25 protein-coding genes and 5 pseudogenes are annotated in these 25625 nt (G+C 58.9%); 8 read left to right on the top strand and 22 right to left on the bottom strand.

Annotated elements, in window-relative coordinates:
- The first annotated feature begins 164 nt into the window (after positions 1 to 164).
- Together mqo and HMPREF1024_RS09815 are read left to right on the top strand one after the other, a co-directional pair.
- Positions 165 to 1775, top strand: a complete 1611-nt coding sequence (mqo, locus tag HMPREF1024_RS09810) for a malate dehydrogenase (quinone) (protein WP_232725093.1) — start codon at positions 165 to 167, stop codon at positions 1773 to 1775.
- A gap of 156 nt (positions 1776 to 1931) precedes the next feature.
- Positions 1932 to 2858, top strand: coding sequence for a LysR substrate-binding domain-containing protein (locus HMPREF1024_RS09815; RefSeq protein WP_004183915.1), 927 nt, complete (start codon positions 1932 to 1934; stop codon positions 2856 to 2858).
- Here HMPREF1024_RS09815 and mdcH read toward each other — a convergent pair.
- From mdcH to HMPREF1024_RS09860, 9 genes are all read right to left on the bottom strand, one after another.
- Positions 2848 to 3750, bottom strand: coding sequence for a malonate decarboxylase subunit epsilon (mdcH, locus tag HMPREF1024_RS09820; RefSeq protein ID WP_009308935.1), 903 nt, complete (start codon positions 3748 to 3750; stop codon positions 2848 to 2850). The two genes, HMPREF1024_RS09815 and mdcH, sit on opposite strands and share 11 nt — an antisense overlap.
- Entirely contained in the window at positions 3750 to 4367 is a 618-nt protein-coding gene (locus HMPREF1024_RS09825; protein ID WP_004152239.1) for a malonate decarboxylase holo-ACP synthase, read from the bottom strand. Before HMPREF1024_RS09825 ends, mdcH begins: the two co-directional genes overlap by 1 nt.
- 3 nt (positions 4368 to 4370) lie before the next feature.
- Positions 4371 to 5330 carry an AEC family transporter gene (locus tag HMPREF1024_RS09830; protein ID WP_004148291.1) on the bottom strand — a complete coding sequence of 320 codons (960 nt, stop codon included), beginning with the start codon at positions 5328 to 5330 and terminating at the stop codon, positions 4371 to 4373.
- 136 nt (positions 5331 to 5466) lie between these two features.
- The gene (mdcE, locus tag HMPREF1024_RS09835; RefSeq protein WP_009308934.1) at positions 5467 to 6267 is read right to left on the bottom strand and encodes a biotin-independent malonate decarboxylase subunit gamma; all 801 of its coding nucleotides are present in this window, start codon (positions 6265 to 6267) and stop codon (positions 5467 to 5469) included.
- A complete protein-coding gene (locus HMPREF1024_RS09840; RefSeq protein ID WP_004143105.1) occupies positions 6267 to 7100 on the bottom strand; it encodes a biotin-independent malonate decarboxylase subunit beta in 834 nt (277 codons plus the stop codon). The genes mdcE and HMPREF1024_RS09840 overlap by 1 nt, the downstream gene beginning before the upstream one ends.
- Positions 7093 to 7392, bottom strand: coding sequence for a malonate decarboxylase acyl carrier protein (mdcC, locus tag HMPREF1024_RS09845; protein WP_004143106.1), 300 nt, complete (start codon positions 7390 to 7392; stop codon positions 7093 to 7095). The genes HMPREF1024_RS09840 and mdcC overlap by 8 nt, the downstream gene beginning before the upstream one ends.
- Before the next feature lie 17 nt (positions 7393 to 7409).
- Positions 7410 to 8252 carry a triphosphoribosyl-dephospho-CoA synthase gene (locus HMPREF1024_RS09850; protein WP_009308933.1) on the bottom strand — a complete coding sequence of 281 codons (843 nt, stop codon included), beginning with the start codon at positions 8250 to 8252 and terminating at the stop codon, positions 7410 to 7412.
- Positions 8252 to 9907 carry a malonate decarboxylase subunit alpha gene (mdcA, locus tag HMPREF1024_RS09855; RefSeq protein WP_004176297.1) on the bottom strand — a complete coding sequence of 552 codons (1656 nt, stop codon included), beginning with the start codon at positions 9905 to 9907 and terminating at the stop codon, positions 8252 to 8254. The genes HMPREF1024_RS09850 and mdcA overlap by 1 nt, the downstream gene beginning before the upstream one ends.
- Before the next feature lie 224 nt (positions 9908 to 10131).
- Complete coding sequence (locus HMPREF1024_RS09860) at positions 10132 to 11166, bottom strand: AI-2E family transporter (protein WP_002903679.1); 1035 nt, start codon at positions 11164 to 11166, stop codon at positions 10132 to 10134.
- A gap of 442 nt (positions 11167 to 11608) precedes the next feature.
- Between HMPREF1024_RS09860 and kpnE the strand changes: the two genes are divergently transcribed.
- The gene (gene kpnE, locus HMPREF1024_RS09865) at positions 11609 to 11971 is read left to right on the top strand and encodes a multidrug efflux SMR transporter subunit KpnE (RefSeq protein ID WP_002903681.1); all 363 of its coding nucleotides are present in this window, start codon (positions 11609 to 11611) and stop codon (positions 11969 to 11971) included.
- The gene (gene kpnF, locus HMPREF1024_RS09870) at positions 11958 to 12287 is read left to right on the top strand and encodes a multidrug efflux SMR transporter subunit KpnF (protein WP_002903683.1); all 330 of its coding nucleotides are present in this window, start codon (positions 11958 to 11960) and stop codon (positions 12285 to 12287) included. Before kpnE ends, kpnF begins: the two co-directional genes overlap by 14 nt.
- 43 nt (positions 12288 to 12330) lie before the next feature.
- Here kpnF and HMPREF1024_RS0126805 read toward each other — a convergent pair whose 3' ends face one another.
- The 5 genes and pseudogenes from HMPREF1024_RS0126805 to HMPREF1024_RS31780 form a co-directional block, all read right to left on the bottom strand.
- Positions 12331 to 12447: a hypothetical protein gene (locus HMPREF1024_RS0126805; protein WP_002903685.1), complete on the bottom strand. Its 117-nt coding sequence runs from the start codon at positions 12445 to 12447 to the stop codon at positions 12331 to 12333.
- Between the two features lie 13 nt (positions 12448 to 12460).
- Entirely contained in the window at positions 12461 to 13273 is an 813-nt protein-coding gene (locus HMPREF1024_RS09875) for a serine protease (RefSeq protein ID WP_002903687.1), read from the bottom strand.
- A 945-nt stretch (positions 13274 to 14218) separates the two neighbouring features.
- Positions 14219 to 14638: an acid resistance repetitive basic protein Asr gene (gene asr / locus HMPREF1024_RS0126790; RefSeq protein ID WP_002903693.1), complete on the bottom strand. Its 420-nt coding sequence runs from the start codon at positions 14636 to 14638 to the stop codon at positions 14219 to 14221.
- A gap of 164 nt (positions 14639 to 14802) precedes the next feature.
- Positions 14803 to 16101, bottom strand: a pseudogene (locus tag HMPREF1024_RS09880) (carboxypeptidase M32); the annotation flags it as partial.
- Positions 16064 to 16292 (bottom strand): annotated as a pseudogene (locus HMPREF1024_RS31780) (hypothetical protein). The pseudogenes HMPREF1024_RS31780 and HMPREF1024_RS09880, both read right to left, overlap by 38 nt.
- 216 nt (positions 16293 to 16508) lie before the next feature.
- Between HMPREF1024_RS31780 and HMPREF1024_RS31555 the strand changes: the two are divergent.
- Positions 16509 to 16601 (top strand): hypothetical protein, encoded by a 93-nt coding sequence (locus tag HMPREF1024_RS31555; protein ID WP_004206050.1) that lies wholly within the window; start codon positions 16509 to 16511, stop codon positions 16599 to 16601.
- Between the two features lie 30 nt (positions 16602 to 16631).
- On the opposite strand, the gene HMPREF1024_RS09885 is transcribed toward HMPREF1024_RS31555, so the two are convergent.
- Complete coding sequence (locus HMPREF1024_RS09885; RefSeq protein WP_009308930.1) at positions 16632 to 17882, bottom strand: MFS transporter; 1251 nt, start codon at positions 17880 to 17882, stop codon at positions 16632 to 16634.
- Between the two features lie 130 nt (positions 17883 to 18012).
- Here HMPREF1024_RS09885 and HMPREF1024_RS0126785 point away from each other — a divergent pair.
- The 3 genes and pseudogenes from HMPREF1024_RS0126785 to bioD all read left to right on the top strand — a co-directional run bounded on the left by HMPREF1024_RS0126785 (position 18013) and on the right by bioD (position 21081).
- Positions 18013 to 18914: pseudogene (locus tag HMPREF1024_RS0126785) on the top strand (LysR family transcriptional regulator).
- A 123-nt stretch (positions 18915 to 19037) separates the two neighbouring features.
- Complete coding sequence (mlc, locus tag HMPREF1024_RS09890) at positions 19038 to 20258, top strand: sugar metabolism global transcriptional regulator Mlc (RefSeq protein ID WP_002903701.1); 1221 nt, start codon at positions 19038 to 19040, stop codon at positions 20256 to 20258.
- Positions 20259 to 20385: 127 nt separating this feature from the next.
- The gene (bioD, locus tag HMPREF1024_RS09895; protein WP_002903703.1) at positions 20386 to 21081 is read left to right on the top strand and encodes a dethiobiotin synthase; all 696 of its coding nucleotides are present in this window, start codon (positions 20386 to 20388) and stop codon (positions 21079 to 21081) included.
- On the opposite strand, the gene clcB is transcribed toward bioD, so the two are convergent.
- The 7 genes and pseudogenes from clcB to HMPREF1024_RS30105 form a co-directional block, all read right to left on the bottom strand.
- Positions 21034 to 22329, bottom strand: a complete 1296-nt coding sequence (clcB, locus tag HMPREF1024_RS09900) for a voltage-gated ClC-type chloride channel ClcB (RefSeq protein WP_004148305.1) — start codon at positions 22327 to 22329, stop codon at positions 21034 to 21036. The two genes, bioD and clcB, sit on opposite strands and share 48 nt — an antisense overlap.
- A 133-nt stretch (positions 22330 to 22462) precedes the next feature.
- Complete coding sequence (gene dmsD / locus HMPREF1024_RS09905) at positions 22463 to 23071, bottom strand: Tat proofreading chaperone DmsD (RefSeq protein ID WP_009308927.1); 609 nt, start codon at positions 23069 to 23071, stop codon at positions 22463 to 22465.
- 41 nt (positions 23072 to 23112) lie between these two features.
- A complete protein-coding gene (locus HMPREF1024_RS09910) occupies positions 23113 to 23970 on the bottom strand; it encodes a DmsC/YnfH family molybdoenzyme membrane anchor subunit (RefSeq protein ID WP_009308926.1) in 858 nt (285 codons plus the stop codon).
- A gap of 1 nt (position 23971) precedes the next feature.
- Positions 23972 to 24589, bottom strand: a complete 618-nt coding sequence (locus tag HMPREF1024_RS09915) for a DMSO/selenate family reductase complex B subunit (RefSeq protein WP_004152235.1) — start codon at positions 24587 to 24589, stop codon at positions 23972 to 23974.
- Positions 24590 to 24599: 10 nt separating this feature from the next.
- Positions 24600 to 25349, bottom strand: a pseudogene (locus tag HMPREF1024_RS09920) (molybdopterin dinucleotide binding domain-containing protein); the annotation flags it as partial.
- Positions 25288 to 25515 (bottom strand): hypothetical protein, encoded by a 228-nt coding sequence (locus HMPREF1024_RS32085; protein ID WP_148672061.1) that lies wholly within the window; start codon positions 25513 to 25515, stop codon positions 25288 to 25290. The pseudogene HMPREF1024_RS09920 and the gene HMPREF1024_RS32085, both read right to left, overlap by 62 nt.
- Positions 25497 to 25625, bottom strand: a pseudogene (locus HMPREF1024_RS30105) (IS5/IS1182 family transposase); the annotation flags it as partial. The gene HMPREF1024_RS32085 and the pseudogene HMPREF1024_RS30105, both read right to left, overlap by 19 nt.

Below are 25625 nucleotides of genomic sequence, written 5' to 3'. Positions count from 1 at the left end.
TTTTTAAGTTAAATAACTGTTTGGTTTAAAATGCGAGAGTGTAAATGATATTTTAAAATAAAGTAAAAGTGCGTTAATATGCTGCCTCTTATGACCGTGTGCTACGTGATAATTCTATTATGCCTGCAATGAAAAAAACGATTATTTCCTTAACCGCATTAGCGATGTTCGTCAGCGCGGCGACGCATGCTGAAGCGGGTACCTCGAAAAAAACCGACTTCCTGCTGATTGGCGGCGGGATCATGAGCGCCTCGCTCGGCACCTGGCTGCAGGCGCTGCAGCCGGACTGGGATCTGACCATGGTGGAGAAACTGGACGGCGTGGCGCTGGAGTCTTCCAACGGCTGGAATAATGCCGGTACTGGCCACTCGGCGAATATGGAGCTGAACTATACGCCGGAGCGGGCGGACGGGTCGATTGACGTCAGCAAAGCGCTCGATATTAACGAGCAATTTATGATTTCCCGTCAGTTCTGGTCGGCACAGGTGAAACGCGGTATTTTGCACGATCCGCACTCGTTTATTAATTCCACGCCGCATATGAGCTTCGTCTGGGGTGATAATGTGGATTATCTGCAGAAGCGTTATAACGCGCTGCAGCAGACCACCTTATTCCAGGGGATGAAATTCTCCACCGATCACGCGCAAATTAAACAGTGGGCGCCGCTGGTGATGGAAGGCCGCGATCCGCAGCAGAAAGTGGCAGCCACCTGGACGCCGGTGGGTACCGATGTCAACTATGGCGAAATCACTCGCCAGCTGATCGGCAGCCTGAAGAAAAATAACCACTTCACCCTGCAGACCTCCTCTGAGGTAACGGATTTCAAACGTAATGCCGACAACTCCTGGCACGTAACGATTAAGAATGTGCAGAGCGGGGAAGCGCAGACTATTGACGCCAAATACGTCTTTATCGGCGCCGGCGGCGGCGCGTTGAAGCTGCTGCAAAAAACCGGTATTCCGGAAGCGGACAACTATGCCGGCTTCCCGGTGGGCGGCTCGTTCCTGATGACCGAGAACCCGGCGGTCACTGCGCAGCACCTGGAGAAAGTGTATGGCCAGGCTTCAGTCGGCGCGCCGCCGATGTCGGTGCCGCACCTTGATGCACGTTACCTCGACGGCAAGCGCGTGGTGCTGTTCGGGCCATTCGCCACCTTCTCGACCAAGTTCCTGAAAAATGGTTCGTTCTTCGATCTGCTCAGCACTACCACCACCAATAACGTGCTGCCGATGACCCACGTCGGTCTCGACAACTTCGATCTGGTGAAATACCTGGTTAGCCAGGTGATGCTCAGCGATGATGACCGTTTCGCTGCGCTGAAAGAGTACTACCCGGACGCGCGTAAAGAAGACTGGAAACTGATCCAGGCCGGCCAGCGCGTACAGATCATCAAGAAAGACGCAGAGAAGGGCGGCGTGCTGAAGCTCGGTACCGAAGTGGTGGTCGATCAGCAGAAAACCATTTCCGCGCTGCTCGGCGCGTCGCCGGGGGCTTCCACCGCCGCGCCGATCACCCTGAACGTGCTCAAGCAGATGTTCCCGCAGCAGTTTAACTCGCCGGAGTGGCAGAGCCGCATTCACGCTATTGTGCCGAGCTACGGCCAGAAGCTGAACGGTAACGTGGCGCTGACCCAGCAGGTTTGGGATGACACCGCTGCGACCCTGCAGCTGACGAAACCGCCGGTGATCCAGATGCCAGCGGCTGCGCCTACCGCGACCGCCAAGCCGGCAGAGACGCCGCGCGAGGCCTCGCCGCAGCACGATATGGCGCTGTAAAAGCAAACTCGACAGTGAACAAAAGGGAAGACCATGGTCTTCCTTTTTTGCGTTATTTACCGGCTGAGGCCGCGCGCTGCCTGCAACTTTGGCGTCATAAAAGATATACTGGTTTGAATTGAAATAAGAAAATTAAACCAGGAGTGTGGAAGGGCCATGCAAGAGGATATTAACCAGGAGATCACCTTCCGCAAGCTGTCGGTCTTTATGATGTTTATGGCGAAAGGTAATATCGCCAGAACCGCCGAAGCGATGAAACTCAGCAGCGTCAGCGTTCACCGCGCGCTGCATACCCTGGAAGAGGGGGTGGGCTGCCCGCTGTTTGTCCACAAAGGGCGCAACCTGCTGCCGCTGCAGGCGGCGTGGACGCTGCTTGAATACTGCCAGGATGTGATAAGTCTGATGAACCGCGGGCTCGAGGCGACGCGCAAGGTTGCAGGCGTCGGTCAGGGGCGGTTGCGCATCGGTACCCTCTATTCTCTGACCCTGGAAACCGTTCCGCGCATCATTATGGGGATGAAGCTGCGTCGCCCGGAACTGGAGCTGGACCTGACGATGGGTTCAAATCAGATGCTGCTGGATATGCTGGAAGACGATGCCCTCGATGCCATCCTGATCGCCACCAACGAAGGGGAGTTCAATAATACCGCTTTCGACGTGGTGCCGCTGTTTGAGGACGATATTTTTCTCGCCGCCCCGGCGACTGAACGGCTGGATGCCTCACGGCTCGCCGATCTGCGCGATTACGCCGACCGCAAGTTTGTTTCGCTGGCGGAGGGGTTCGCCACCTATGCCGGATTCCGGGAAGCATTCCACATCGCCGGCTTCGAGCCGGAGATCGTCACCCGGGTGAATGATATTTTCTCGATGATTAGCTTGGTGCAGGCTGGCGTCGGTTTTGCCCTGCTGCCGGGGCGGATGAAGAAAGTGTATGAGAAGGATGTACAGCTGCTAAAGCTGGCGGAACCCTACCAGATGCGCCAGCTGATCTCTATCGTCTATTCGCACCACCGCGAGCGCGATGCCGACCTGCTGGCGCTGGCGGCGGAAGGGCGGATGTACGCCCGCAGTCTTAATCGCTAAGCCGCTGCGCCAGATGGCGGGCGACGTCCACGCCGCTGCGCTCCAGCGCAATGGTCTCCCCGCGCCAGCCCGCCTGGCGGGTCAGGCAGGTGAGCACCCCGCCGGGGGGCATCTCAATGGCTAAGCGCGCATCGCGCTCATCGGCGGCGACCATCGCCTCCTGCCAGTGGACCGGGCGCGCCATGTTCATCGCCAGATCGTCGGCGATCCGCTGCGGATCCCACAGCACGCGCGCCGTCGAGCCGCTTAAATAGGCGCACCGTGGGCGCCTTAAGCTGGCGCCGGCAAAAGCTTTCGCCAGCTCAGCGGCGGGTTTATCCAGCAGCGCGCAGTGCGACGGCACGCTGACCGCCAGCCGCTGGGCTTTACTGGCGCCAGCCCGCAGCGCCAGCTGCGCCACCTCGGCCATTGCCTCATCACGGCCCGCAATCACGAACTGCGTTTCGGCGTTCAGGTTGGCGAGATAAACCTCGTGGCCCTGCATCAGCGCCTCAACCCGCGGGCGGGTCAGGCCCATAATCGCCGTCAGTCCGTAACCTTCAGGATACGCCTGTTCCATTAAGTCCCCGCGCAGGGCCACCAGCCGCAACGCGCTGGCGAAATCGAGCGCGCCGGCAATCACCGCGGCCGGAAACGCGCCGATGGACAGGCCGCTGACCATCTGCGGATCCACGCCCTGACGCTGTAGCTCGCGCGCCCAGGCTACCCCGGCGATCAGCAGACAGAGCTGGACCGCACGGGTGTGTTGTAGCGCATCGGCGCTATCGAGGGTATCGACTTCATCCCCCAGCACGGCGCGCGCCTGGGTGAGGATCGCCTCGCGATCGGGGATCATCGCCAGCATGCCGGGACGCTGGCCGCCCTGACCGGGAAAGGTAAATAAAATCTTCATTATTCCTCCCTGTGCCACGGCGTCGCGGTTAAGCGCGCGCCGCGGGACGTTTTCAGCAGCGCGCGCCCGTCGCGCAGCCATTCATTGAGGGCGAAGGCGCCGTACGGCGTTTCGACCTGGGTATCAGCGCGGCATGGGAGTTGGGCCACCCGGGTCTGCCATTCCAGCAGCGCCTCGCGGTCCAGCGGCTGTGGCGCGCGGATCAGCAGATCCAGATCGCTGGCCGCATGCAGCACCGGGATCTCGGTTGCCAGCGCGTAGCCGGTACTGCCGGTGACGCCCCAGCCCCAGGGCCAGCGGTGTAAGGTGAGGGCGATAGCCCCCTGGACCGGCGGCTGCGAGACAAAAGGCGAATGGAGTAAGACCTCACGATCAACAAGCATCTCCGGGGTGACGCTGCGCACGATATTGCGCGCCTGTACCCAGCCGGCGGCGCGCTGCTCGCGCTTCATGCCCCGCACCCCAACCGGGACGCGGGCCTGGTCGTCAACGTCGCGCCTCACCACCACCGGCAGCGCGGCTCGCCACTGCTGAGCCACCCACGGCTCGGCAATATCTTCCAAGGCGCTGGCGTGGTTTAACCAAACTAGATCGTGGGGACGCGGCGTTGCTGACATGGTTTACAGTCCTGAAGTCAAAGAGATAAACAGCGGTAGCGACAGGATACACAGAACCGAGCTCAACAGCAGCACGGCTTCAGCATCCGGAGACTGGACGCCGAAGCGGTTGCCGAAGACCACGCCAAAGAAGCCGGCGGCCAGGGCAATCATCAGGATCGCGGTAATGGCAATGGAACCGTGCAGCCCAAGTAACATCACCAGACCCCAGGCAATAAACGGCTGCACCAGCAGTTTCACGATGGTTGATGTAGCGATCAGCGCATTGAGCTGCAGTTTACGCGCCGACAGGATCACCCCGGTGAGGAACAGCGCGGCGGCGGTGGCGGCCAGGCCCAGCGGTTTGATCGACGCCAGCAGCAGGTCCGGCATTTTAATGCCGATCGCGGAAAGCACCACCCCAAGCAGCGGGCCCCAGACGATCGGTTTTTTCACCGAACGCCACATCAGCACCGGCAGCATCGCCAGCGTAGAACCGCTGTTTTCTCCCGCGGCGCGGGCTTTTTCACGTTCCAGAATCAGCAGGCAGAACGGGGTCATCAGCACCGAGCCGCAGGCGATAGAGACCGCTACCGACAGTGAGGTTGACGCGCCTTCACCCAGCACGCTGCCGAGGATCGGCAGACCTAACGCGGCATAGTTTGGCAGGGCGACGGTGAGGGTCAGCACCGCGGCATCCTGCGGCGTGCGTTTGAACACGCTGGTGGCGAGGAAGTAGATCGCGGCATAGGTGATCCACATCGCGCCGGTCAACACCAGCACCAACGGCGACTGGGCGACGATACCGGCCCACGGCGTTTGTACCGTCGCGCTAAACAGCGTGGCGGGTAAGGCAAAATCCATTACAAAAATATTAAGCAGCGAGACGTTTTTGTTATCTACCATCCCGGCCTTACCGGCCCAGAAGCCCAGCAGCATAATGACGAAAATCGGGGCAAGAGCATGAATAATCACATAAGTCATAAATCACCTGTAAATAAGATAGAGTACTGGCGCGATTGTTATTTTTTCTAAAAGCCGTCCCTACCCGGCGCGGTTATTACGCGCTCCGGGGGACGGCTTCCGGCAGGTTTTCTTCTACTACTTACGTACGAACGTTTTACCAGCTGGCGCGCATGCGATCGCGGACCAGCTGCGAGCTGCGGCGGTTTTCCGCGCCCAGACGGCACTTCAGTGAGGTATCGGTGCGCGCGTCAGCGATGGCGTCGCGCAGCGTGTTGCTGACCAACGACAGATCGTGGTCGTCAGGGGCATCCGGATTATTAATATCCAGAAGGGCGGAGAGCAGGCCGAGCGTCGCATAGTTGCTGACGTCGTAGGCCATTGGCGGAATGGTAGCCGCCAGTTTCTCCAGCGCCTCTACGGTACGCAGCGTAATGCGCGCCGCCGACGCTTTACCCATCGCGTGGATCAGCACGCCGCTATCGTTAAAGGCGATCAGGCGGTTGGCCTGGTAGCCGTGGGCCAGAAACGCCCCGGACATCGCTTTGCCGACGATCAGGCCAATTACCGGGTGGCCGGCCAAACGGGCTTTGGCATAAGCGCCAGCCGCCCCGGCCAGCGCCTGGTGAATGCCGAAAGCTTCTTCGCGGCGGCCATAGGCCTGGCTTGGCACATCGATCACGGCGACGATCGGCCGTTTGACTGGCTGGTCGGCGTCGGCGGCAATGGTTTCATTAACCACTTTCGCCAGCGTCCAGCCTTCCAGCAGGCCAACTTCGCCGCCGGCGGCGCGCGGGTAGTGGTTGTTAGCATCCGGGACCACGGCGATAAAACGCACGTTTTCGCCATTAATCTGGCCGTCTGCCACCTGGACGGAAGGGCACAGGCCGCTCATCAGCGGCGCGTCGGGCGCCAGTTTGTTCAGCCACAGCGCGGCGCGGTTTGGGAACTGACTCATTATTTATCCTCCCGGGCAAAAAGCTGTTTAATCTGCGCGGTATCCGCCTGCTGGCGGGTGTCGAACTGGCTCAAGCGCCGCAGATAATCGTCATAGTTGTCGCTGCGGTGCTGTACCGGTACGCCTTTGGCGATCGCCTCATTCATTGCGGTTTTAACGGCGTTAACGCCATCGTTAACCAGCGCGTCGACCAGTCCGCTGGCGGCGCGAATTTCGCCGCCGGTCATGCTCCAGATAAACGGCCGGTTGCGGGAGTCGTACTCTTCAATGCCGGCTTCCTGCTCGATAACCTGCGGGCCGTTGAGGCCGAGACGGGCTTCACGAGTGACAATGAGATAGCTGCACAGCGCGGCGGCGATAGACATACCTCCAAAGCAGCCGACGGTGCCGGCGATGATGCCGACTACCGGCGTGTAGCGGCGCAGATCGACAATCGCCGCGTGAATATCAGCGATGGCGGCCAGACCGAGGTTGGCCTCCTGCAGACGTACGCCGCCGGTTTCGAGGCACAGCACCGCCTGCGTCGGGATACCGTTGCGGTTATCTTCCGCCGCCAGCTCCAGCGCGGCGGCCATTTTGGCGCCGGACACTTCGCCCATACTGCCTCCCTGGAAGGTGCCCTCGATGGCAATCACCACCGCAGGCTGGCCGTTGATCGTGCCTTTGGCGACCACCATACCGTCGTCGGACTGCGGGACGATGCCCTGGGCGCCGAGCCACGGCGACATAATACCGTCAAACGGATCCAGCAGTTCGCGGTAGCTGCCGTCGTCCAGCAGAGCGTGGGCGCGTTCGCGAGCGCGCAGTTCGATAAAGCTGCGATCGTTACGCATGAGCGGCCTCCTCAAAAACCTGTTCAATACGAATACGGGCGACGCCCGGCGTGGCGCCGAAGTCGTGGATAATCAACTGCCCGGCGGGCAGGCCGTTGATCAGGTTCAGCCTGTCGAACAGCGCCTGCCAGCGCGCCTGGCTGTTATCCACTGAGGTGGTGATCTGTACGTTGAGCGTGGCGCTCTGTGCGGCGGTATAAAGTACTTCCATATCGCCTGAACCCACGACTCCTGCCAGCGCTCGGCCGCTCAGGGCGCGGCTGGCAGGAAATGACAATGTAATCTGTTCCATAACATCCTCTGAATGCGTTAGCCGGCAACTCTGTCGAGAAACAGGGTGGCGGCAAGGAGATCGGCGGCGCCTCCCGGCGAGGCGTTTAGCGCCAGCATGATTGCGTCCAGGCGGGCCAGGGCGGCGCGCCCGGCGAAACTGGCGCAACCGCCAGCCGCCAGCACCTCACAAGCGCCTTGCTGCATGGCCTGCAGCCCGGCCATACCGGCGCGCGACAGCACGCAGGTATCGCTCAGCGAGGTCATGATGGCCATCAGCGCATCAAGCTGCGCCTGCCGCTCACTGGCGCCTCGCGCCCGGCTGTGCTGCAGTTGCGGCAGCGCCAGGCGGGTGATATGCGGGAAACCACACTGCGCTTCCTCGCGGGCGCCTGGCACCTGCCAGCGGCGGCTGGCGCGAAGCCCTTTACTAAAGCTTTTCGGCGCGAAGCCGTCGGGCAGGCGGGCGAGGGCGGCGGCAGCGGCGGCGATCGCCTGTGACTGACCCTCTCCACCCAACATCGCCACCGCGCTGACCAGCAGGCCTAGCGCCCAGATAGCGCCGCGGTGGGTGTTAACCCCACCCGTCGCCAGCATCATCTGCGCTTCGCCTTCGCGGCCAAGGCGGCCGACGGTTTCGCGCAGCGCGATGTCCGCCGGGCGACGCCAGCTTTGCTCGGCCAGCGCGTGAAAGGTCGGCTGCAGGCTGCGGGCGGAGCGCTCCATCAGCGCCAGATTCAGGTCCTGATGCGCGCCGTTGCCGCGGCTATCCACCAGACCCGGTTTCGGGCTCAGACGGGCTTCGTCAATCAGACAGGCGCTGGCGGTATGCGCCAGCCAGCTGACGCGGCTTTCTGCGTGCAGGGGGGAGAGATTTTTCATTACCAGCTCCGGAATTTTGCCGGTGGGTTGTACAGTCCGTCGGACCACTCCACCAGGTCGGCGACGCTGCCGGCGGCCAGCAGGGAGCGGGTGGCATCGCTGCGGCGAATCCCGAGATCTTCCGGGTAGACCACTTTGCCGCTCTGACGCAGCGCGGCGACGCGTTTGGCGTCCACACCAAGGCCGATATCGGTGATCCCGGCCACCGCGGCGACCATCGCCCGGCGCTCTTCAAGGCTCTCCGCACGGTACAGGTAGGCGATACCCTCTTCGGTCAGGACGTGGGTGACGTCATCACCATAAATCATCACCGGCGCCAGCGGCATGCCGGAGGTTTTCGCCACCTCAACTGCATCCAGCGTCTCAACGAAGGTTGGTTTCACGCCGGCCTGGAAGGTTTCGACCATCTGCACCACCAGCTTTTTCCCGCGCTGCATCGGGTCCGGCTCGGTGATCATATTGAGCCATGCCGGGGTGGCGTGGCGGCGACCGTGCGGGTCGTGGCCCATGTTCGGCGCGCCGCCGAAGCCGGAAAGACGGCCGCGGGTGACGGTCGAGGAGTTAGCCAGACCATCTACCTGCAGGGTTGAACCAATGAACATATCTACCGCGTACTGGCCCGCCAGCTGGCAGAAGGCGCGGTTAGAGCGCATCGAGCCATCCGGGCCGGTAAAGAAGATATCCGGGCGGGCGCGGATGTACTCTTCCATCCCCAGTTCGCCGCCGAAGCAGTGCACGCTCTCCACCCAGCCGCTCTCGATGGCCGGGATTAAGGTTGGATGCGGATTCAGGGTCCAGTGTTTACAGATTTTGCCTTTCAGGCCGAGCTGCTCGCCATAGGTCGGCAACAGCAACTCGATGGCGGCGGTATTAAAGCCGATACCGTGGTTAAGCGACTGCACCTGATGTTCCGCATAGATGCCCTTGATCGCCATCATCGCCATCAGTATGTGTTCTTGCTTAATCAGGCGCGGATCGCGGGTGAAGAGCGGTTCGATAAAGAACGGCTTGTCGGCAACCACCACGTAATCGATCCACGAGCCGGGAATATCGACGCGCGGCAGATCGCATTCGTCGTCCACCAGTTCGTTGACCTGGGCTATCACAATGCCGTCGTGGAAGGCGGCGGCTTCCACCAGCGCCGGGGTATCTTCGGTACTCGGTCCGGTATACAGGTTGCCTTTGCGGTCAGCTTTATAGCCGGCAATCAGCGCGACGTTTGGCGACAGATCGACGTACAGGCGCGAGTAGAGTTCGATATAGGTGTGGATGGCGCCGATTTCGAGCAGGCCATCTTCCAGTAGTTGCGAAATGCGCAGGCTCTGGGTGCCGGAGAAAGAGAAATCCAGCTTGCGGGCAATACCTTTTTCAAACAGGTCCAGATGCTCGCTGCGCCCGACGCTGGGCATAATCATATGCAGGTCGTGGATTTTTTGCGGATTAACTTCCGCCAGCATGCGCGAGAGGAAATCGGCCTGTTTCTGGTTGTTGCCTTCCAGCACAACCCGGTCGCCGGGGGCGAGCAGGTTTTCCAGTACGCTGACCAACTGGTCAGTCGGGATGACCTTACCTGGCATGTTCGCCTCGGCCAGCCGCCGCTGTTTTTCCGTTCGGCGACGGTTCCAGACCCGCCCCGTCGTTTGTTCGGCATTCATTAATAACCTCCTGATTCGACAAATCGTTTTGTTTGTCCTGGTGGAGATTAGTGTGCGACGCGAGGCTATGAGCATCAATTAAGCGCGGTGGCCGATCGTTAGCATCAGAGTAACGATTCCGCCGCAACGTTTGTGATGCGGATCAATAATACATAAGGCGTAGTGGTCTACGGAGAGAGTGTAGGGCAGGGAGCAGGCCGGCGAAGCGCCGGCCTGCGGAAGGACTACTGTTTACTGACATCGCTTAATAAGAAAGCGATACTCTGCCCGCCGCTGGTCTGCTCGAGGGCAATTTTGACGATAATCGTCAACGGCACCGAGAGCAGCATGCCAACCGGACCCAGCAACCATCCCCAGAAGATTAAGGACAGGAATACCACCAGCGTCGAGAGGCCCAGCCCGCGCCCCATGATACGAGGTTCGAGAATATTGCCGAATACCAGGTTGACGATCAGGTAGCCGGCCAGCACTACCAGCGCCTCGTACAGACCACCGAACACCAGCACCTGCAGGATCGGCGGAATGGCCGCCAGCACGGAACCGATATTGGGAATATAGTTCAGCGCGAAGGCCAGTAGCCCCCACATAAAGGCGAAGCGCACATCCAGCAGCACCAGCATGCCCCAGACCACCAGGCCGGTGATCAGGCTTATCGCAGTTTTCAGCACCAGATAATGCGATACGCTGTCGATGGCCCGCTGGATGGCGCCCATGCCTTCTACTGGTCTGGACATTAACTGCTGCAGCTTAGCGGGAAGCTGCGGCACCTCCAGCAGCATAAACACCACCGTCAGCAGCAGCAGAAAAATAGAGGACATGGCATTCGACAGCTGAGTGAGCAGGCTGGTGACCAGGGTCATTACGGCGTTAGGGTCGATGTACTTATTGAGCTCGACCACCGAAACGGTGAATCCCATACGCTGCAGCCAGGGCGCGATGGTTTGCATCGGCTCATAAAGATAGTTGCGATACTGCGGCAGGGTGCGCGCCAGCTCGTTGAGCGAGGTCCCCAGCGAGGCCAGCAGCACAATGGCTAACATAACAATCAGGCCAATCAGTAGCGAGATCGCCAGCACGCGCGGCACCCGGCAGCGGACCAGGAGCTGGACCAGAGGATTGATGATCACCGCCAGAAAAAGCGCCAGGATAAACGGGACGATTATGTCCGCCGCAAAGCGAATGCCGGTAAGGATGATCACCAGCATGCCCAACATGATGACCATCTTTAATCCGTTAAGTGTAATAATGGGTTTAGCCATAGGATCCCGACCTCAAACTTCCTTGCCTATTAACAGGTTGCGTTACATTAGCATAATGACGCTTTTTTGCAGAACAAACGCATTGAAGAAAAACCGCGGCGTAAAGAATTGCAAAGTCTTTGAATTAAATGTAGCACTATGCTACAAATCTACCTGTGTTTAACTACTGAGGACAATTTTCATCCGCACCGGACGAGAAGCAACACCGCGGATAATTGTAATTTTATGGACAATCAGTTCAGGATGTATATTTTAAATCACCCCGCAGTATCCCTCACTTTTTCCCGTTTTGCCGGCGAACAGCACTGGCATTCGGCGCTATAGTCACCTTCTTTCTGCCTGAGCTGGCGCCAAGCGCACAGCGATATCTACGTCAGAAATTTTCCTGTTTACGTCTCGCGTAAACGGTAATGGATTATATTCTCAAGCAGGAGAAGGGATCATGTTTTATTGGATTTTATTAGCTTTAGCAATTATTGCTGAAATTACCGGCACCTTGTCTATGAAATGGGCAAGCGTGAGCGGCGGGCACACCGGCTTTATTTTAATGCTGGCCATGATTGCCCTGTCATATATTTTTCTTGCCTTTGCGGTTAAAAAGATTGCCCTCGGTGTGGCCTATGCGTTGTGGGAAGGGATCGGTATTTTACTGATTACCCTGTTTAGCGTGCTGCTGTTTGATGAGAGTCTGTCCCTGCTGAAAATAGCCGGCTTGACCACCCTGGTGATAGGGATCGTCTTAATTAAGTCAGGCACCCAGAAAAAAGCGTCTTCCAAGCAGGAGGTGGCCCATGCAGCAGTTTGAGTGGATCCACGCCGCCTGGCTGGCAATCGCCATTGTGCTGGAAATTATTGCCAACGTCTTTTTGAAGTTTTCCGACGGCTTCCGCCGCAAGATCTACGGCATCCTGTCCCTGGCGGCAGTATTGGGCGCGTTCAGCGCCCTGTCGCAGGCGGTTAAAGGGATCGATCTCTCGGTCGCCTATGCGCTGTGGGGCGGCTTCGGTATCGCGGCGACCATCGCCGCCGGCTGGGTGCTGTTTGGTCAGCGTCTGAATAACAAAGGCTGGGCGGGGGTTATCCTGCTGGTAGCCGGCATGGTGTTAATTAAACTCGCCTGACGTCTCGCCGCCTGCAAAGCCAGGCGGCAAATGGAAACTTCCTTCACGCCTGGCCCCGCTGTAATTGTGTCAGGTGACGCTGAGGGCTGCGCAGGTTCACTGCTTTCGGCTGGCGGAAAATCATTTCCGCCAGGACGATGTCAATAATGATATTCTTCACCGGCCTCGGTCCATTACTCACCGGCAAGCGCCTCCAGCTTATCGCGAAAGCCAGTCACCGCAATGGCGCGATTGTCCGCCCGCCAGCGATCCTGCGGGCCGGGGGCCGAACTCTGCACGGCGATCACCTGCCAGCCGTCCTCCGTTTTCAGCAGCAGCGGCGAGCCGCTGTCGCCAGGCAGGGTGTCACACTGATGCGACAGTACGCTGGTTTGCGCCCACCCTGTCACGATGCAATCCTGGTGGCTGTAAAGATTATCGAGATGATCTTCAGGATAGCCAGACTGGGTAACTTTACGGTCCGCCGCCTTCAGCGCGGCGGTGAGATCGGCCTTGCTGCCCGGAAAGAGCGGGATCGGCGTAATGCCAGACGGAGCATAGCGCAGCACGATCAGGCCAAAATCGGACGGCGCCGCAGCGGAAGGGACAATCCAGCCGTCGCCATCGGCTTTCAGGCGTCTGCCTAAGCTGGGATCGACTCGCCCGTCAATGCCGTGGATCTCATAGACCCAGTTGCCCTTGCGGGAAATAAAGCGCAGGGCGACCGCTTTGTCCGGCTTGCCGCGCGGGGGCGTTAACAGACAGTGGCCCGCGGTCAGCGCCAGATGCGGAGAGATGAGCGTCGCCGTACACAGATTGCCGCTGGCGGTTTCCAGCTGGCCAATCGCGTCCCATGGACTCTCCTCGGGGCGGTTCACCGCTTTGCGGTCATCGTGACCGAAAAACAACGTCTTAATATCTTTGGCGCTCAGTCCGCTATCATCGGCATGTGCGCCCAGAGGTAACAGATAAAATGAACACAGTAATAACAGAACGTCTCTACGCATATCACTCTCTGGGGAGGCTATGATGTCTATTGACAGTAGCAGGAGATTTAAGTTTTTGAAAGTAAACAATAATTCTAAACAGGCCAAACCGTATACCACATCAGCGCGCGGTGGGGTCTGGCGCTGGTAAAACCTCCTGATTTCAAGCGGTTAATACCAGTGTTCTGCTTGTGCTATTTCCGCAGAAAGTGGCGTCTTGCGCAACAAAATTCATGTATCAGAACGTACTGAATTCGGTTAATAATGCAGCAATTCATCCGTGGGATTATTCCTAGTTTGTCAGCATAATGCCCAAAAATAATACTTTTACCCACCAGATCTTCACCGGAATTCGCACTTCTTTACGCCTCTCGTAATTATTTTCAATGCGAAACATTTTCTCACCGAAAACGTTGTTACCGTCGCCCTGCCGTTGAGTAAATAGAGAGGTAGTACCGGCGATGATAGCCTGAACTCTATTTCCCCTGCGTTCGGAGGGCTTATGTCTAAAAAAGGTATTCGCGCACTGGTTTATGTTTCCCTGGTCTCAGTCGCTATCTGGGGCGCGACCGGCTATCTGGTGATGGAAGCCGTGCGTGCATTGTGATGGGCGCGCCACCCGGCAAGGGCCAGGCGTGCGAGATATTACGACTAACATGTCTGGCGTCTTCTGGCGCCGGACATTTTTTTGCGCCGCAGAGAGTCACAGGATAATGGGAAGCGGGAAGCGGGGAGCGGGTCAGCGATAGCCGCACGGTATTCATTTTAATGAAAAGCTGGTAGAAGCAGCAAAATGCGAACGCGGGATAAATAATTAAGAGAGGAAAAAACGGGTTGCAACCACTGCGCATATAATTAGCAGGATCAGGATGAGCTCAAAACGATAGCGCCGCAGCATAGTGCTCTCCAGAAAAAACGGCGCTGAAACAGCGCCGATTATTAAGAAGGTTGGTTCACCGGGAGGAATTATGCTGCCGGCTGTGCAGTCGGTTTAGCGGCCTGGTGTTTAGTGGTTTTGTGGTGTTTTTTCGCTGCCTGCGCTTTCTGGGCTGCCGGTTTAGCCGCAGCTTTGTGATGCTTTTTCGCCGCCTGAGCTTTCTGCGGAGCAGCTGGTTTAGCTGCTACTTTTTTGTGTTTTTTAGCGGCCTGGGCTTTCTGAGCAGCGGCTGGTTTAGCTTCTGCTTTTTTGTGTTTTTTGGCAGCCTGAGCTTTCTGCTCTGCAGCCGGTTTTGCCGCGGCTTTGTGGTGTTTTTTGTGATGGGTGGTCTTGGCAGCCGTGCTGTGGGTGGCAGCCGGTGCCTGAGTGGTGCTTACTGCGTCAGCAGCGAAAGCGGCGGAAGAGAGACCCATAGCAGCGGCAACGACCAGAGCTAATACTTTTTTCATTCTGATATCCTCGAAAAGTTTTCTTAATTTCAACCCCACTGCGGGGCCGGTGAAATCACTATATGCTTGTCTTTTCGAGCTTTCCGTGAGTGTTTGGTATCGGCGTGTAACCGAATGTACAAGGCGGGAACGACAGGACGCGCCGGGTAGCCCGGCGCGTATGATTACAGGTAGCGAGTGGTCAGGTGCTCGCGGAAGTAGCGGCTATTAAGATCCTCACCGGTGGCCTGCTGAATCAACTGCGAGGTGGTGAAGCGGCTGCCATGCTGCCAGATATTCTGCCGCAGCCAGTCGAACAGGGCGCTGAAATCGCCTTCCTCAATATCGCGATCTAATGTCGGCAGCGCGCGGCGGGCCGCGGCCATCAACTGCGCGGCATACATCGCGCCCAGGGTATAGGAAGGGAAATAGCCGAATCCGCCGTCGGTCCAGTGAATATCCTGCATGCAACCATCCCGATAGTTGCCGGTGGTCGACAGCCCCAGCCAGTGCTGCATTTTCTCGTCCCACAGCGACGGGATATCATCTACCTCAATCTCGCCGTCGATCAGCGCACGTTCAATTTCATAACGCAGGATGACATGCGCCGGGTAGCTCACCTCATCGGCATCGACGCGAATAAAGCCGGGTTTCACCTGCTGATTCCAGGCGACAAAATTGTCCTGGCTAAAGGCCGGCCGATCGCCAAACCGCTCGCGCACCGCCGGTAACAGGCGGTTAAGAAACCGCTCGCTGCGTCCCAGCTGCATTTCAAAAAACAGGCTCTGCGACTCGTGGATAGCGGTGGAGCGGGCGAGTCCTACGGGCTGGTCGACCCACGGGCGAGGTAGATTCTGCTCGTAGCGGGCGTGGCCGGTTTCGTGGATCACGCCGAACAGAGCGCTGAGCAGGTCGTTTTCGTTGTAGCGGGTGGTGATGCGCACATCCTGGGGTACGCCGCCGCAGAACGGGTGGGCGCTGATGTCGAGGCGCCCGCCGTCGAAGTCAAAGCCAAGGATACGCATCGCCTGCAGGCCCAGCTCCCGTTGTTCAGCAATGGGGAAAGGCCCCTGCGGGGCGATTAGCGTCTGCTTCGCCTGCTTCTCCACCGCCTGGCTAAGCAGGGAAGGTAGCCACGATTTGAGATCGGCGAACAGGCTGTCCAGCCGCGCGCTGGTCATATCCGGTTCGAAAATATCCAGCAGCGCGTCGTAGCGTGAGCCGCCCCTGGCATCGGCGCGGATCTGCGCTTCCTGACGGCTCAGTCTGACCACCTCGCGTAGGTTGTCGGCAAAGCCCGTCCAGTCATTGGCGGGACGCTGGCTGCGCCAGGCATGTTCGCAGCGGCTGCCGGCCAGCGATTTTGCTTCCACCAGGCTCTCCGGCAGCAGCGCCGCCTGATCGTACTGACGCTGCATTTCCCGCAGGTTGGCCTGTTCAACATCATTAAGATCCTGCTGGCGGGCCTCCTGTAACCATTGTCCCTACTTTTTTTATCGGTCAGGATCTGATGCTGCAGCACGCCGAGCTCGGCCAGCGCTTCGCTGCGGGCGACGCTCCCGCCCGGGGGCATCATCGCGAACATATCCCAGCCGGCGATGGCGGCGAGATGCGAAAAGCGCGACAGGCGCTGAAAGGTACGGGTAAGCTGCTGATAAGGCGTATTTTCAGTCATAGTGGCGTTCGGTCCGTGACAGGTGAATAAAGAGATTATCGCTTTGCCTCTACACTATCCTGATACGCCCGGCGGGTCGAGCGTTGCGCACAGGGGAAGGGAAAGACACATGGCGGGAGAATAAGCTCACCTCTGTGATCGGTGTTACAGAAAACGGTAACATAACGGTACTAAACTGTGATCGATTACACAGGTCTGGAGGTTCGGGGGTGGTTTATGAATCCGTTCACCTGGCTGTTTATTGCACTGCTGTCCGTTGATGCCGTCAGAGAGCTGATGGGCTTGTCTTCCATAATGGGCATGTGGTGAAACGTGGCCCGCAGGCCACGTCACACGCGACTATTTCAGTCGCTGATGTAAGCAGGTGCCGGTCAACAGCGCGGCAAGGAGCAGCAGCGCGATAAACCCACCGACGCCGTTCCAGCCGTAGTGATGCCAGAATACCCCGCCTAACGTCCCGGCAAGACTTGAACCCAAATAATAGCTGAACAAATACAGCGATGATGCCTGACCGCGGGCGCGGCGGGCGCGTGGGCCAATCCAGCTGCTGGCGACGGAATGCGCGGCGAAGAAGCCAGCGGAAAACAGCAGCATGCCGATGAAAATAAGCCACAGGGAAGAAAAGAGCGTCAGCAGCAGGCCGCAGAGCATCACCGCTGTAAAGCCAAGCATCACCGGCCCGCGGCCAAAGCGTACGGTCATGGCCCCTGCCTTCGGTGAACTCCAGGTCCCGGTGAGATAAGCTACCGACAGCAGGCCTACCACCGCCTGGCTTAACGACCACGGCGACATCATCAGCCGGTAGCCAATATAGTTAAACAGGGTGACAAAAGCGCCCATCAGCAGAAAACCTTCGACGAACAGCAGCGGCAGGCCACGGTCGCGCCAGTGCAGACGGAAGTTAATCAGCAGCGTTTTCGGTCGCAGCGAGGTCGGGCGGAAATGGCACGACTCGGGCAGGATACGCCAGAACATAATCGCCGCGGCCAGCGCAAAGCCGCTGATCGCCGCCAGTGCCACGCGCCAGCCGAAGAAATCGGTAAAGACCCCGGTCAGCAAGCGGCCGCTCATGCCGCCGATGGAGTTGCCGCTGATATAGAGTCCCATCGAAAAGGCGACGAAACTGGGGTGGATCTCCTCGCTCAGATAGGTCATGCCGACCGCCGCTACGCCGCTCAGCGACAGGCCGATGAGCGCGCGCATAATCAGGATGCCGTGCCAGCTGGTCATCATAGTCGACAACAGTGAACAGCAGGCGGCCAGCAGCAGGGCGGTGACCATCACCGGCTTGCGGCCTATTGCGTCCGACAGCGGGCCGGTAAACAGCAGGCCCACCGCCAACATCGCCGTGGAAATTGAAAGCGAAATACTGCTGCTGGCCGGCGACACGCCAAACTCGTTCGACAGCACCGGCAGGATCGGCTGCACACAGTAGAGCAGGGCAAAGGTGGCCAGACCGGCGGAGAACAGCGCGAGAGTGACGCGCATAAACTGCGGGGTGCCACGTTTAATAAACGGATCCGGGCGGGATGCACCAGCGACGCTGACCTCGCCCGCCGGCACGGTGTCAACGGTTGTTGTACGACTCACAGAGAATTCCTTGCGTAGAAGTTGCTGCTTACCAACAGAGTGTTGTGACCATTCAGCTCACATTTTTAGGGTATGAAAATGTAAATATTCTGTCTAATATATTAATAATCTCAAATAAGACGTTTTAAATATGAATATCGAGTTGCGTCATTTGCGCTACTTTGTCGCCGTCGCCGAGGAGCTACATTTTGGCCGCGCCGCGGCGCGACTGAACATCTCTCAACCACCGCTAAGCCAGCAGATTCAGATCCTTGAGCAGCAGACCGGCGCTCGCCTGTTTGCCCGTACCAACCGCAGCGTCAGCCTGACGGCGGCCGGAAAGCAGTTTCTCGCCGATAGCCGACAAATCCTCGCCCAGGTGGATGAGGCGGCTGCTCGCGCCGCCCGTCTACACCATGGCGAAACGGGTGAGCTGCGCATCGGCTTTACCTCCTCGGCCCCTTTTATTAAGGCCGTCTCCGATACGCTATCGATGTTTCGCCAACGCCTTCCGGATGTGCATATTCTCACCCGCGAGACTAACACCCGCGAACAGATAGTGCCCCTGAGCGAAGGGGCTCTGGATTTGGGGCTGCTGCGCAATACTCAACTGCCGGACACCCTGGCGTGGGAGCGGGTTCTGCGCGAGCCGCTGTTGGCGATGGTCCCGGCGAATCACCCGCTGGCCCGCCAGCCCTCGGTCAGCCTGGCGGCGCTGGCGCGCGAGCCCTTCGTCTTTTTCGACCCGCACGTCGGCACTGGCCTGTATGACGACATCCTCGGCTTGCTGCGCCGCTACGGCCACACGCCGAAGATTGCCCAGGAGTGGGGGAGGCAATGACGATTATTGGTCTGGTGGCTGCCGGCCTGGGGGTATCGATCCTCCCGGCCTCCTTTCAGCGCGTCCAGCTCAGTGAAATGCGCTGGCTGCCGATCGACGAACAGGATGCGGTATCGGAGATGTGGCTGGTGTGGTCTAAACACCATGAGCAAGGGGCACTGGCAAAACGCTTTCGTGAGGCGCTGCTCTCCTGGAAAAGCGAGCATAATTGAGGCGAAAAGGGGCTGGAAATGTGCGGTAAATCACAAGGCTAAGTAAAAATTTGACGTTCACCGTCGAAGTGCTTCACCATAGCCGAAAGTTTATTTCGAAGCGCGAAAATAAGGGAGTCAATGGTGGTAGCGGATAGTCAACCAGGCCATATCGATCAAATAAAGCAGACCAATGCGGGCGCCGTGTATCGCCTGATTGATCAGCTCGGCCCGGTATCGCGTATCGACCTTTCCCGATTTGCGCAACTGGCGCCGGCCAGCATCACCAAAATCGTCCGCGAAATGCTGGAAGCGCATCTGGTTCAGGAGACCGAGATCCAGGAGCCCGGCAGCCGCGGCCGCCCGGCGGTGGGGCTGATGGTGGAGACCGAGGCATGGCACTATCTGGCGGTGCGCATCAGCCGCGGTGAGATCCATCTTTCGCTGCGTGATTTAAGCAGTCAGCTGGTGGTGGAGGATCAGCTGGAGCTGGCGCTCACCGACAGCACGCCGTTTCTGACGCGCGTTATCGACCATATAGATCGCTTCTTTATTCGCCATCAAAAGAAGCTGGAACGCCTTACCTCCATCGCCATGACGATGCCCGGTATTATCGATACCGAAAATGGCATTATTCATCGCATGCCGTTTTATGAGGATGTTAAAGATGTCCCGCTCGGCGAAGCGCTGGCCAATCATACCGGGGTGCCGGTCTATATTCAGCATGACATCAGCGCCTGGACTATGGCAGAATCTTTGTTTGGCGCCTCGCGCGGCGCCCGGGACGTCATTCAGGTGGTCATCGATCATAACGTCGGCGCCGGGGTGATCACCGATGGGCGCCTGCTGCACGCCGGCAGCAGCAGCCTGGTGGAGATTGGCCATACCCAGGTCGATCCCTACGGCAAACGCTGTTACTGCGGCAACCATGGTTGCCTGGAGACGATTGCCAGCGTAGAAAGCGTGCTGGAGCTGGCGCAGATGCGCATGGCGCAGTCGATGAGCTCGCTGCTGCACCAGCGTCCGCTGAGCGTGGAGTGGCTTTGTCAGGCGGCGCTGCAGGGCGATTTGTTAGCCCGGGACATCATCAGCGGCGTGGGTAATCACGTTGGGCGGATTCTGGCGATCATGGTCAATCTGTTTAATCCGCAGAAAATTCTGATTGGCTCGCCGTTCAATCTGGCGGCAGAAATTCTTTTTCCGGCAATTTCCAGCTGTATTCGGCAACAATCTCTCCCAGCCTATAGCCGGCATATTACCGTTGAAAGTACTCAGTTCTCCAACCGCGGAACGATGGCTGGCGCGGCGCTGGTCAAAGATGCGCTCTATAACGGATCCTTACTCATACGACTGTTACAGGGTTAACATTTTTTCATAGTCACACCAAAAATTGCGCTATCTCAAGCTGACCTCAGACGGCTTCACGTAGACTTTGCCCACCGTTGATTATTTCTCTCCCGTATATTTCATCGACAAAACTGTGGGGTTAGTGATGTTTAAGCGTTTCTTTATTACAGGTACAGACACCTCTGTCGGGAAGACAGTGGTTTCCCGTGCGCTGTTGCAGGCACTTGCTGCCAGAGGCAAAAGCGTGGCCGGGTATAAGCCTGTGGCGAAGGGCAGCAAAGAGACGCCGGACGGTTTACGTAACAAAGATGCGCTGGTGTTGCAGAGCGTCTCCACGCTGGCGTTACCCTATGAGGCTGTCAACCCCATCGCCTTAAGCGAAGACGAGAGCAGCGTGGCGCATAGCTGCCCGATCAACTACGGTCTGCTGTCCGATGGTTTGCAGCGTCTGGCCGCGCAGGTCGAACACGTGGTGGTTGAAGGCACCGGCGGCTGGCGCAGCCTGATGAACGACCTGCGGCCGCTCTCCGAGTGGGTGGTTCAGGAGCAGCTCCCAGTGCTGATGGTGGTGGGGATCCAGGAGGGGTGCATCAACCATGCGCTACTGACAGCCCAGGCGATCGCCAATGACGGTTTACCGCTGATTGGCTGGGTGGCCAATCGGATCAACCCCGGTCTGGCGCACTACGCCGAAATCATCGATGTCCTCAGCAAAAAGCTGCCGGCGCCGCTGATCGGCGAGCTGCCTTATCTGCCGCGCGCCGAACAGCGTGAGCTGAGCCGCTACGTCGACTTAGACATGCTCGGCAACGTGATGGCGATAGATCGAATCCCGGCGTAACGTCCGCGACAGCACAGACGACACGACGCAGGTTATCAGCAGACCGGGCAGCAGCGTATACTGCCCGGTCATCTCGCAAATCATCAGGGTTGACATGATCGGCGCATGGGTCGTGGCGGCCAGAAACGCCGCCATGCCGGTCAGACCCATCATGATGGCCATTTCTTCACTTCCCGGTAGCCACAGCCTGCTGAAGCAGGCAAACAGCATGCCCATCGCCAGGCCGACAAACAGCGTCGGGGTAAAGACCCCGCCAGGCGCGCCGGAGCCGCTGCTGGCCAGCACCGCCAGCAGTTTGCAGATAAATACGCCCACCAGCAGCGCACCGGACGGCGGCAGCAGCAAATAGCTTTGCACTACGCTGTAGCCGTTGCCCCATACTGCCGGGGTGATGAGCGATAAGCCGCCGACAATCAGCCCGCCCAGCGCCAGCTGCCACGGCGGCGCCAGCTTCAGTTTAACGAATCCGCGGTGGCTGTAGTCCATCAGCCAGATAAACAGCGGCCCGCACAGCCCGGCCAGCAGGCCAGTCGCCAGCATTAAGCCATAGTGCAGGGCGCTGAGGTTTTGCTGTAACACGACGTGATACAGCGGCGCGGCGCCGCCATTAAGAAACTGCGTCAACAGCAGGGCGATCACCGCCGAGATCACCACCGGCCCAAGCGAGGCCAGCATCAGCGTGCCAAAGAGAATTTCAGCAATAAACAGGCTGCCGGCCAGCGGGGCATGATAGGCGCTGGCCATCCCGGCAGCCGCGCCGCAGGCGACCCATAGCTTCCATTCACTCTGCGGCGTGAAGCGACGGGCAAACAGCGAGGCCGCCAGCGCGGCCAGCAGGATCATGGCGCCTTCCCGGCCAATCGCGCTGCCGGTCACCACGACCAGCAATGACGCCAGCGATTTCACCAGGCTTGCCGGCGTATCGAAACAGCCGTCGCCGGTCTCCAAGGCTTCCATATAATCGGTGGCGGCATGTGGACGCGCGACGCTGCGTCGTTGCCAGAGCCAGAGTAAGGTTCCCGCCGTCAGGCCGCCCAGCGCGGGGGTAACCAGCCGACGCCACGCCGGCAGCGACTGTGCGGCGTTGACCAGGCTCCCGCTGTCATTACTGAGCAACAGCGTTTCCAGCACCACCATAGCGTGGCGAAACAGCGCCACCGCCAGGGCGGCGAGAAGGCCAATCAGGGTGGCGATCAGCAGGCGGCGAAACATCACCTGCACATCAGGGTAGGGATGAAGACGATGCATTAGTCACGGCGAGGTTCAGAAAACATTGGCTTATTGTGATAGGGAATAACCTTAGATGCAAAAGCGATAAGTGCGGGTGAAAGGCTGGGAAGCGGCAAAATAAAACCGCGCCGGATACCGGCGCGGCGAAGGGTTAACGATAGAGCGGTTTTTGCGCCACGGCGATCGGCAGACTCTCCTGCCACTGCGCCAGAGTCGCCTGCGCCAGCTGACCCAGCGTCTGATAGAAGGGGTGGGCGGCATGGTCGACAAAGACACTCAGGAAACGCCCGGACCACGGCAGCAGGTGCCAGGCCAGCAGTTGAGCGAACAACGCATCCTGCTCCGTTTCGCACAACCATGCCGCCAGGCGTAGCACGGTGCCGAAATGATCTTCCGGTTCGTTGCCATCGGCCTCCAGCGCGATACCGTTCTCGCGCATCCACTGGCGCAGAGCCAGCGTGGAATCGCCAAACAGCACAGACTCTTTATCCAGCCAGACAGAGCCCCAGGGCGGCGCCGGCAGGGCCCATGGCCCGATAAACAGGCGCTGCCAGGCTTCCGGCAACGTTTCTTCAGCCGATGCGGCAAACCCTGACGCCAGCGGGGCTGCGACCGGGAAGGGCCACTGCTGTTGCCAGCTCCCGTCCTGGAAGGCGGCGACCAGCGGCGCAATTTCCGCACTATTCGGCGCATAAGAGAACAGCGCGCCCAGGGTGCGGGCGCTTAACGCGACGGCGTCGCGATTTGGGATCGGCATCATCACTTATTCCTTTCTGCGGCGCGCGCCTGCGCGCCGTCTCATTAACCGGCAACCGCCATACCGACGGTCATATGCAGACCATAAAACAGGCCGCGGCCAATACATTCGGCGATCAAGACCAGCAGCAGGCCGATCAGCAGCCCCGTAGCGCGCGGCGGCTGGCGGCGGATCAGCGGACATAGCCAGCAGCCGAGGCCCAGCGCCAGCAGTACCAGGCGTAGCGCCTGTAGTTTGCCGTAATCTGGCAGCAGGGTGGCCGCCTGCTGAACCGAGCTGTGAAGGGTACTGAGCCCGGCGCTTTGCATAATGATAACTGCGGCGCTGATGACCAGCGCGGCCACGCTCAGTCCGGCAAAAAACCAGCCGTTAAAGTCGACTTTCGCCAGCCGCAGCAGCAGGGCGGCAAACAGCGGCCCGCTGAGGAGCACCGTCAGAAAGAACGCGCTGGTGGTGTAGCCATTGTACCATGTTGGCACGGTATTGATTTGGTAAACCCGGGTCATTGCGAGGACAAACAGCAGCCCTAACAGCATGGCGATCGCCAGCCAGACTTTACCCAGCGTCGCCGGTATTTTTTCCAGCACCGCCAGCAGCCACCAGAATCCGCCCACGGCGAAGAACAGAGCGCCGCTGGCGATTTCGTTGCTCAGCGCCGAGGCGCCGATGCGGTTCAGCGAGTTAAACGCGCGCAGCGGTGAACCGAGATGCATCACCGAAGCAAGAAAACCAATGCCCATCAACAGCCAGATAAAAAACATATTGCGCACCAGCCGCCGCCGGGCTTCCCGTTGGTCCCCCAGCGCCAGCCAGCCAAGACCGCTGACGATGGTCGCGCCGACCACGCACTGACCCAGCACCGTAAACAGCACCAGCGGCCATTCATGCCATCCGTTTCCCATCTCACACCTCCTTCGGGTTCGCCAGGTAACCGGTAGTATCGCCACACGGCCGGGCATTGGCGTTAGGTTTGATAACGATACTCGGCCGGGTAAAGTGCGCCGACGGCAGCGGCGCTACCGCGGCCAGCTGGCCGTGCTTAGCGCGCAGTTCGGCAATTGGCCCGAAATCCAACGCCCGCAGCGGGCAGGACTCGACGCAGATCGGCTTTTTCCCCTCGGCGACGCGCTCGTGACAGCCATCGCATTTGGTCATATGGCCTTTGTCGGCGTTATACTGCGGGGCGCCGTACGGGCAGGCCATATGGCAGTAGCGGCAGCCAATGCATACCTCTTCGTTGACCACCACAAAACCGTCTTCGCGCTTATGCATCGCGCCGCTCGGACAGACCTTGGTGCAGGCCGGATCTTCGCAGTGGTTACAGGCGATGGAGAGGTAATAGGCAAACACGTTCTGCTGCCAGACGCCGTTGTCCTCCTGCCAGTCGCCGCCGGCATACTCATAGATCCGGCGGAAGCTGACCTCCGGAGTCAGGTTCTTGTAGTCCTTACAGGCCAGCTCGCAGGTTTTGCATCCGGTACAGCGAGCGGAGTCGATAAAGAATCCATATTGCGTGCTCATGGTTTACTCCTTAAACCTTCTCGATATCGACCAGGTTGGTATGCTGTGGATTCCCCTTCGCCAGCGGCGACGGGCGGTGGGTGGTCAGGGTATTCATGCAGGCGCCATGGTCGATCCGATCTCCGGTCATATTGGCGTCGTGCCAGGCGCCCTGGCCCATCGCCGAGACCCCCGGCATGATGCGTGGCGTCACTTTCGCCGGAAGACGGACTTCGCCGCGCTGATTAAAAACGCGCACCATATCGCCGTTTTTAATCCCGCGTTTTTCCGCGTCAAGCGGATTGATCCATACTTCCTGGCGACAGGCCGCTTGTAATACATCAACGTTGCCGTAGCTGGAATGGGTGCGCGCTTTATAGTGGAAACCAAACAGCTGCAGCGGATACTGGCTGCGCAGCGGATCGTCCCAGCCTTCAAATGTGGAGGCGTAGACCGGCAGCGGGCTGATAACTTCGTCTTTATCCAGCTGCCAGCGGGCGGCAATCTCTGCGAGTCGGCTGGAGAAGATTTCAATTTTGCCGGACGGGGTTTTGAGCGGATGCGCTTCAGGATCGCGCCGGAAGTCGCGATAGGCGACGAAGTGGCCGTTCGGGTCTTTGCGCTTGTAGATGCCCATTCGCTTCAGATCCTCGTAGGCCGGCAGCGCCGGATCTTTCGCCACCATTTTGGCGTACAGATACTGCAGCCACTGTTCCTGGCTACGCCCCTCGGTAAAACGTTGATGCACGTCGTCGCCGAGCCGTTTCGCCACTTCGCTTAGGGAAGGTGCGAATAAGCAGGTCATTTCTTCCCAAGCTGACTCGCTGATTAAAATTTCGCGGATCTGGGCCGATTTTTTTCCCGCAAACACATCGAATCAGCCTATTTAGGCTATTTTTTCCACCATTTCTGGCGTTATTTCCGGTTTTTACTGAGATCTCTCCCACTGACGTATCATTTGGTCCACCCGAAACAGGTTGGCCAGGGTGAATAACATCGCCAGTTGGTTATCGTTTTTCAGCAGCCCCCTGTATCTGGCTTTCACGAAGCCGAACTG

The organism is Klebsiella sp. 4_1_44FAA (assembly GCF_000238715.1).
Lineage (GTDB): Bacteria > Pseudomonadota > Gammaproteobacteria > Enterobacterales > Enterobacteriaceae > Klebsiella > Klebsiella pneumoniae.
Note: the sequence above shows the minus strand (reverse complement) of the source record. Positions and strands in the feature narration are given on the sequence as shown.

Coding starts and splice junctions, on each gene's coding strand:
- HMPREF1024_RS09860 (WP_002903679.1), bottom strand. CDS start 11,166: ATGGCTAAACCCATTATTACACTTAACGGATTAAAGATGGTCATCATG.
- HMPREF1024_RS31555 (WP_004206050.1), top strand. CDS start 16,509: ATGAATCCGTTCACCTGGCTGTTTATTGCACTGCTGTCCGTTGATGCC.
- HMPREF1024_RS09840 (WP_004143105.1), bottom strand. CDS start 7,100: ATGCGTAACGATCGCAGCTTTATCGAACTGCGCGCTCGCGAACGCGCC.
- kpnE (WP_002903681.1), top strand. CDS start 11,609: ATGTTTTATTGGATTTTATTAGCTTTAGCAATTATTGCTGAAATTACC.
- mdcA (WP_004176297.1), bottom strand. CDS start 9,907: ATGAATGCCGAACAAACGACGGGGCGGGTCTGGAACCGTCGCCGAACG.
- clcB (WP_004148305.1), bottom strand. CDS start 22,329: ATGCATCGTCTTCATCCCTACCCTGATGTGCAGGTGATGTTTCGCCGC.
- mdcE (WP_009308934.1), bottom strand. CDS start 6,267: ATGAGTCAGTTCCCAAACCGCGCCGCGCTGTGGCTGAACAAACTGGCG.
- dmsD (WP_009308927.1), bottom strand. CDS start 23,071: ATGATGCCGATCCCAAATCGCGACGCCGTCGCGTTAAGCGCCCGCACC.
- mdcH (WP_009308935.1), bottom strand. CDS start 3,750: ATGAAGATTTTATTTACCTTTCCCGGTCAGGGCGGCCAGCGTCCCGGC.
- HMPREF1024_RS09825 (WP_004152239.1), bottom strand. CDS start 4,367: ATGTCAGCAACGCCGCGTCCCCACGATCTAGTTTGGTTAAACCACGCC.
- HMPREF1024_RS09910 (WP_009308926.1), bottom strand. CDS start 23,970: ATGGGAAACGGATGGCATGAATGGCCGCTGGTGCTGTTTACGGTGCTG.
- bioD (WP_002903703.1), top strand. CDS start 20,386: ATGTTTAAGCGTTTCTTTATTACAGGTACAGACACCTCTGTCGGGAAG.
- HMPREF1024_RS09875 (WP_002903687.1), bottom strand. CDS start 13,273: ATGCGTAGAGACGTTCTGTTATTACTGTGTTCATTTTATCTGTTACCT.
- kpnF (WP_002903683.1), top strand. CDS start 11,958: ATGCAGCAGTTTGAGTGGATCCACGCCGCCTGGCTGGCAATCGCCATT.
- HMPREF1024_RS09850 (WP_009308933.1), bottom strand. CDS start 8,252: ATGAAAAATCTCTCCCCCCTGCACGCAGAAAGCCGCGTCAGCTGGCTG.
- asr (WP_002903693.1), bottom strand. CDS start 14,638: ATGAAAAAAGTATTAGCTCTGGTCGTTGCCGCTGCTATGGGTCTCTCT.
- HMPREF1024_RS09815 (WP_004183915.1), top strand. CDS start 1,932: ATGCAAGAGGATATTAACCAGGAGATCACCTTCCGCAAGCTGTCGGTC.
- mqo (WP_232725093.1), top strand. CDS start 165: ATGTTCGTCAGCGCGGCGACGCATGCTGAAGCGGGTACCTCGAAAAAA.
- mdcC (WP_004143106.1), bottom strand. CDS start 7,392: ATGGAACAGATTACATTGTCATTTCCTGCCAGCCGCGCCCTGAGCGGC.
- HMPREF1024_RS09830 (WP_004148291.1), bottom strand. CDS start 5,330: ATGACTTATGTGATTATTCATGCTCTTGCCCCGATTTTCGTCATTATG.
- HMPREF1024_RS09915 (WP_004152235.1), bottom strand. CDS start 24,589: ATGAGCACGCAATATGGATTCTTTATCGACTCCGCTCGCTGTACCGGA.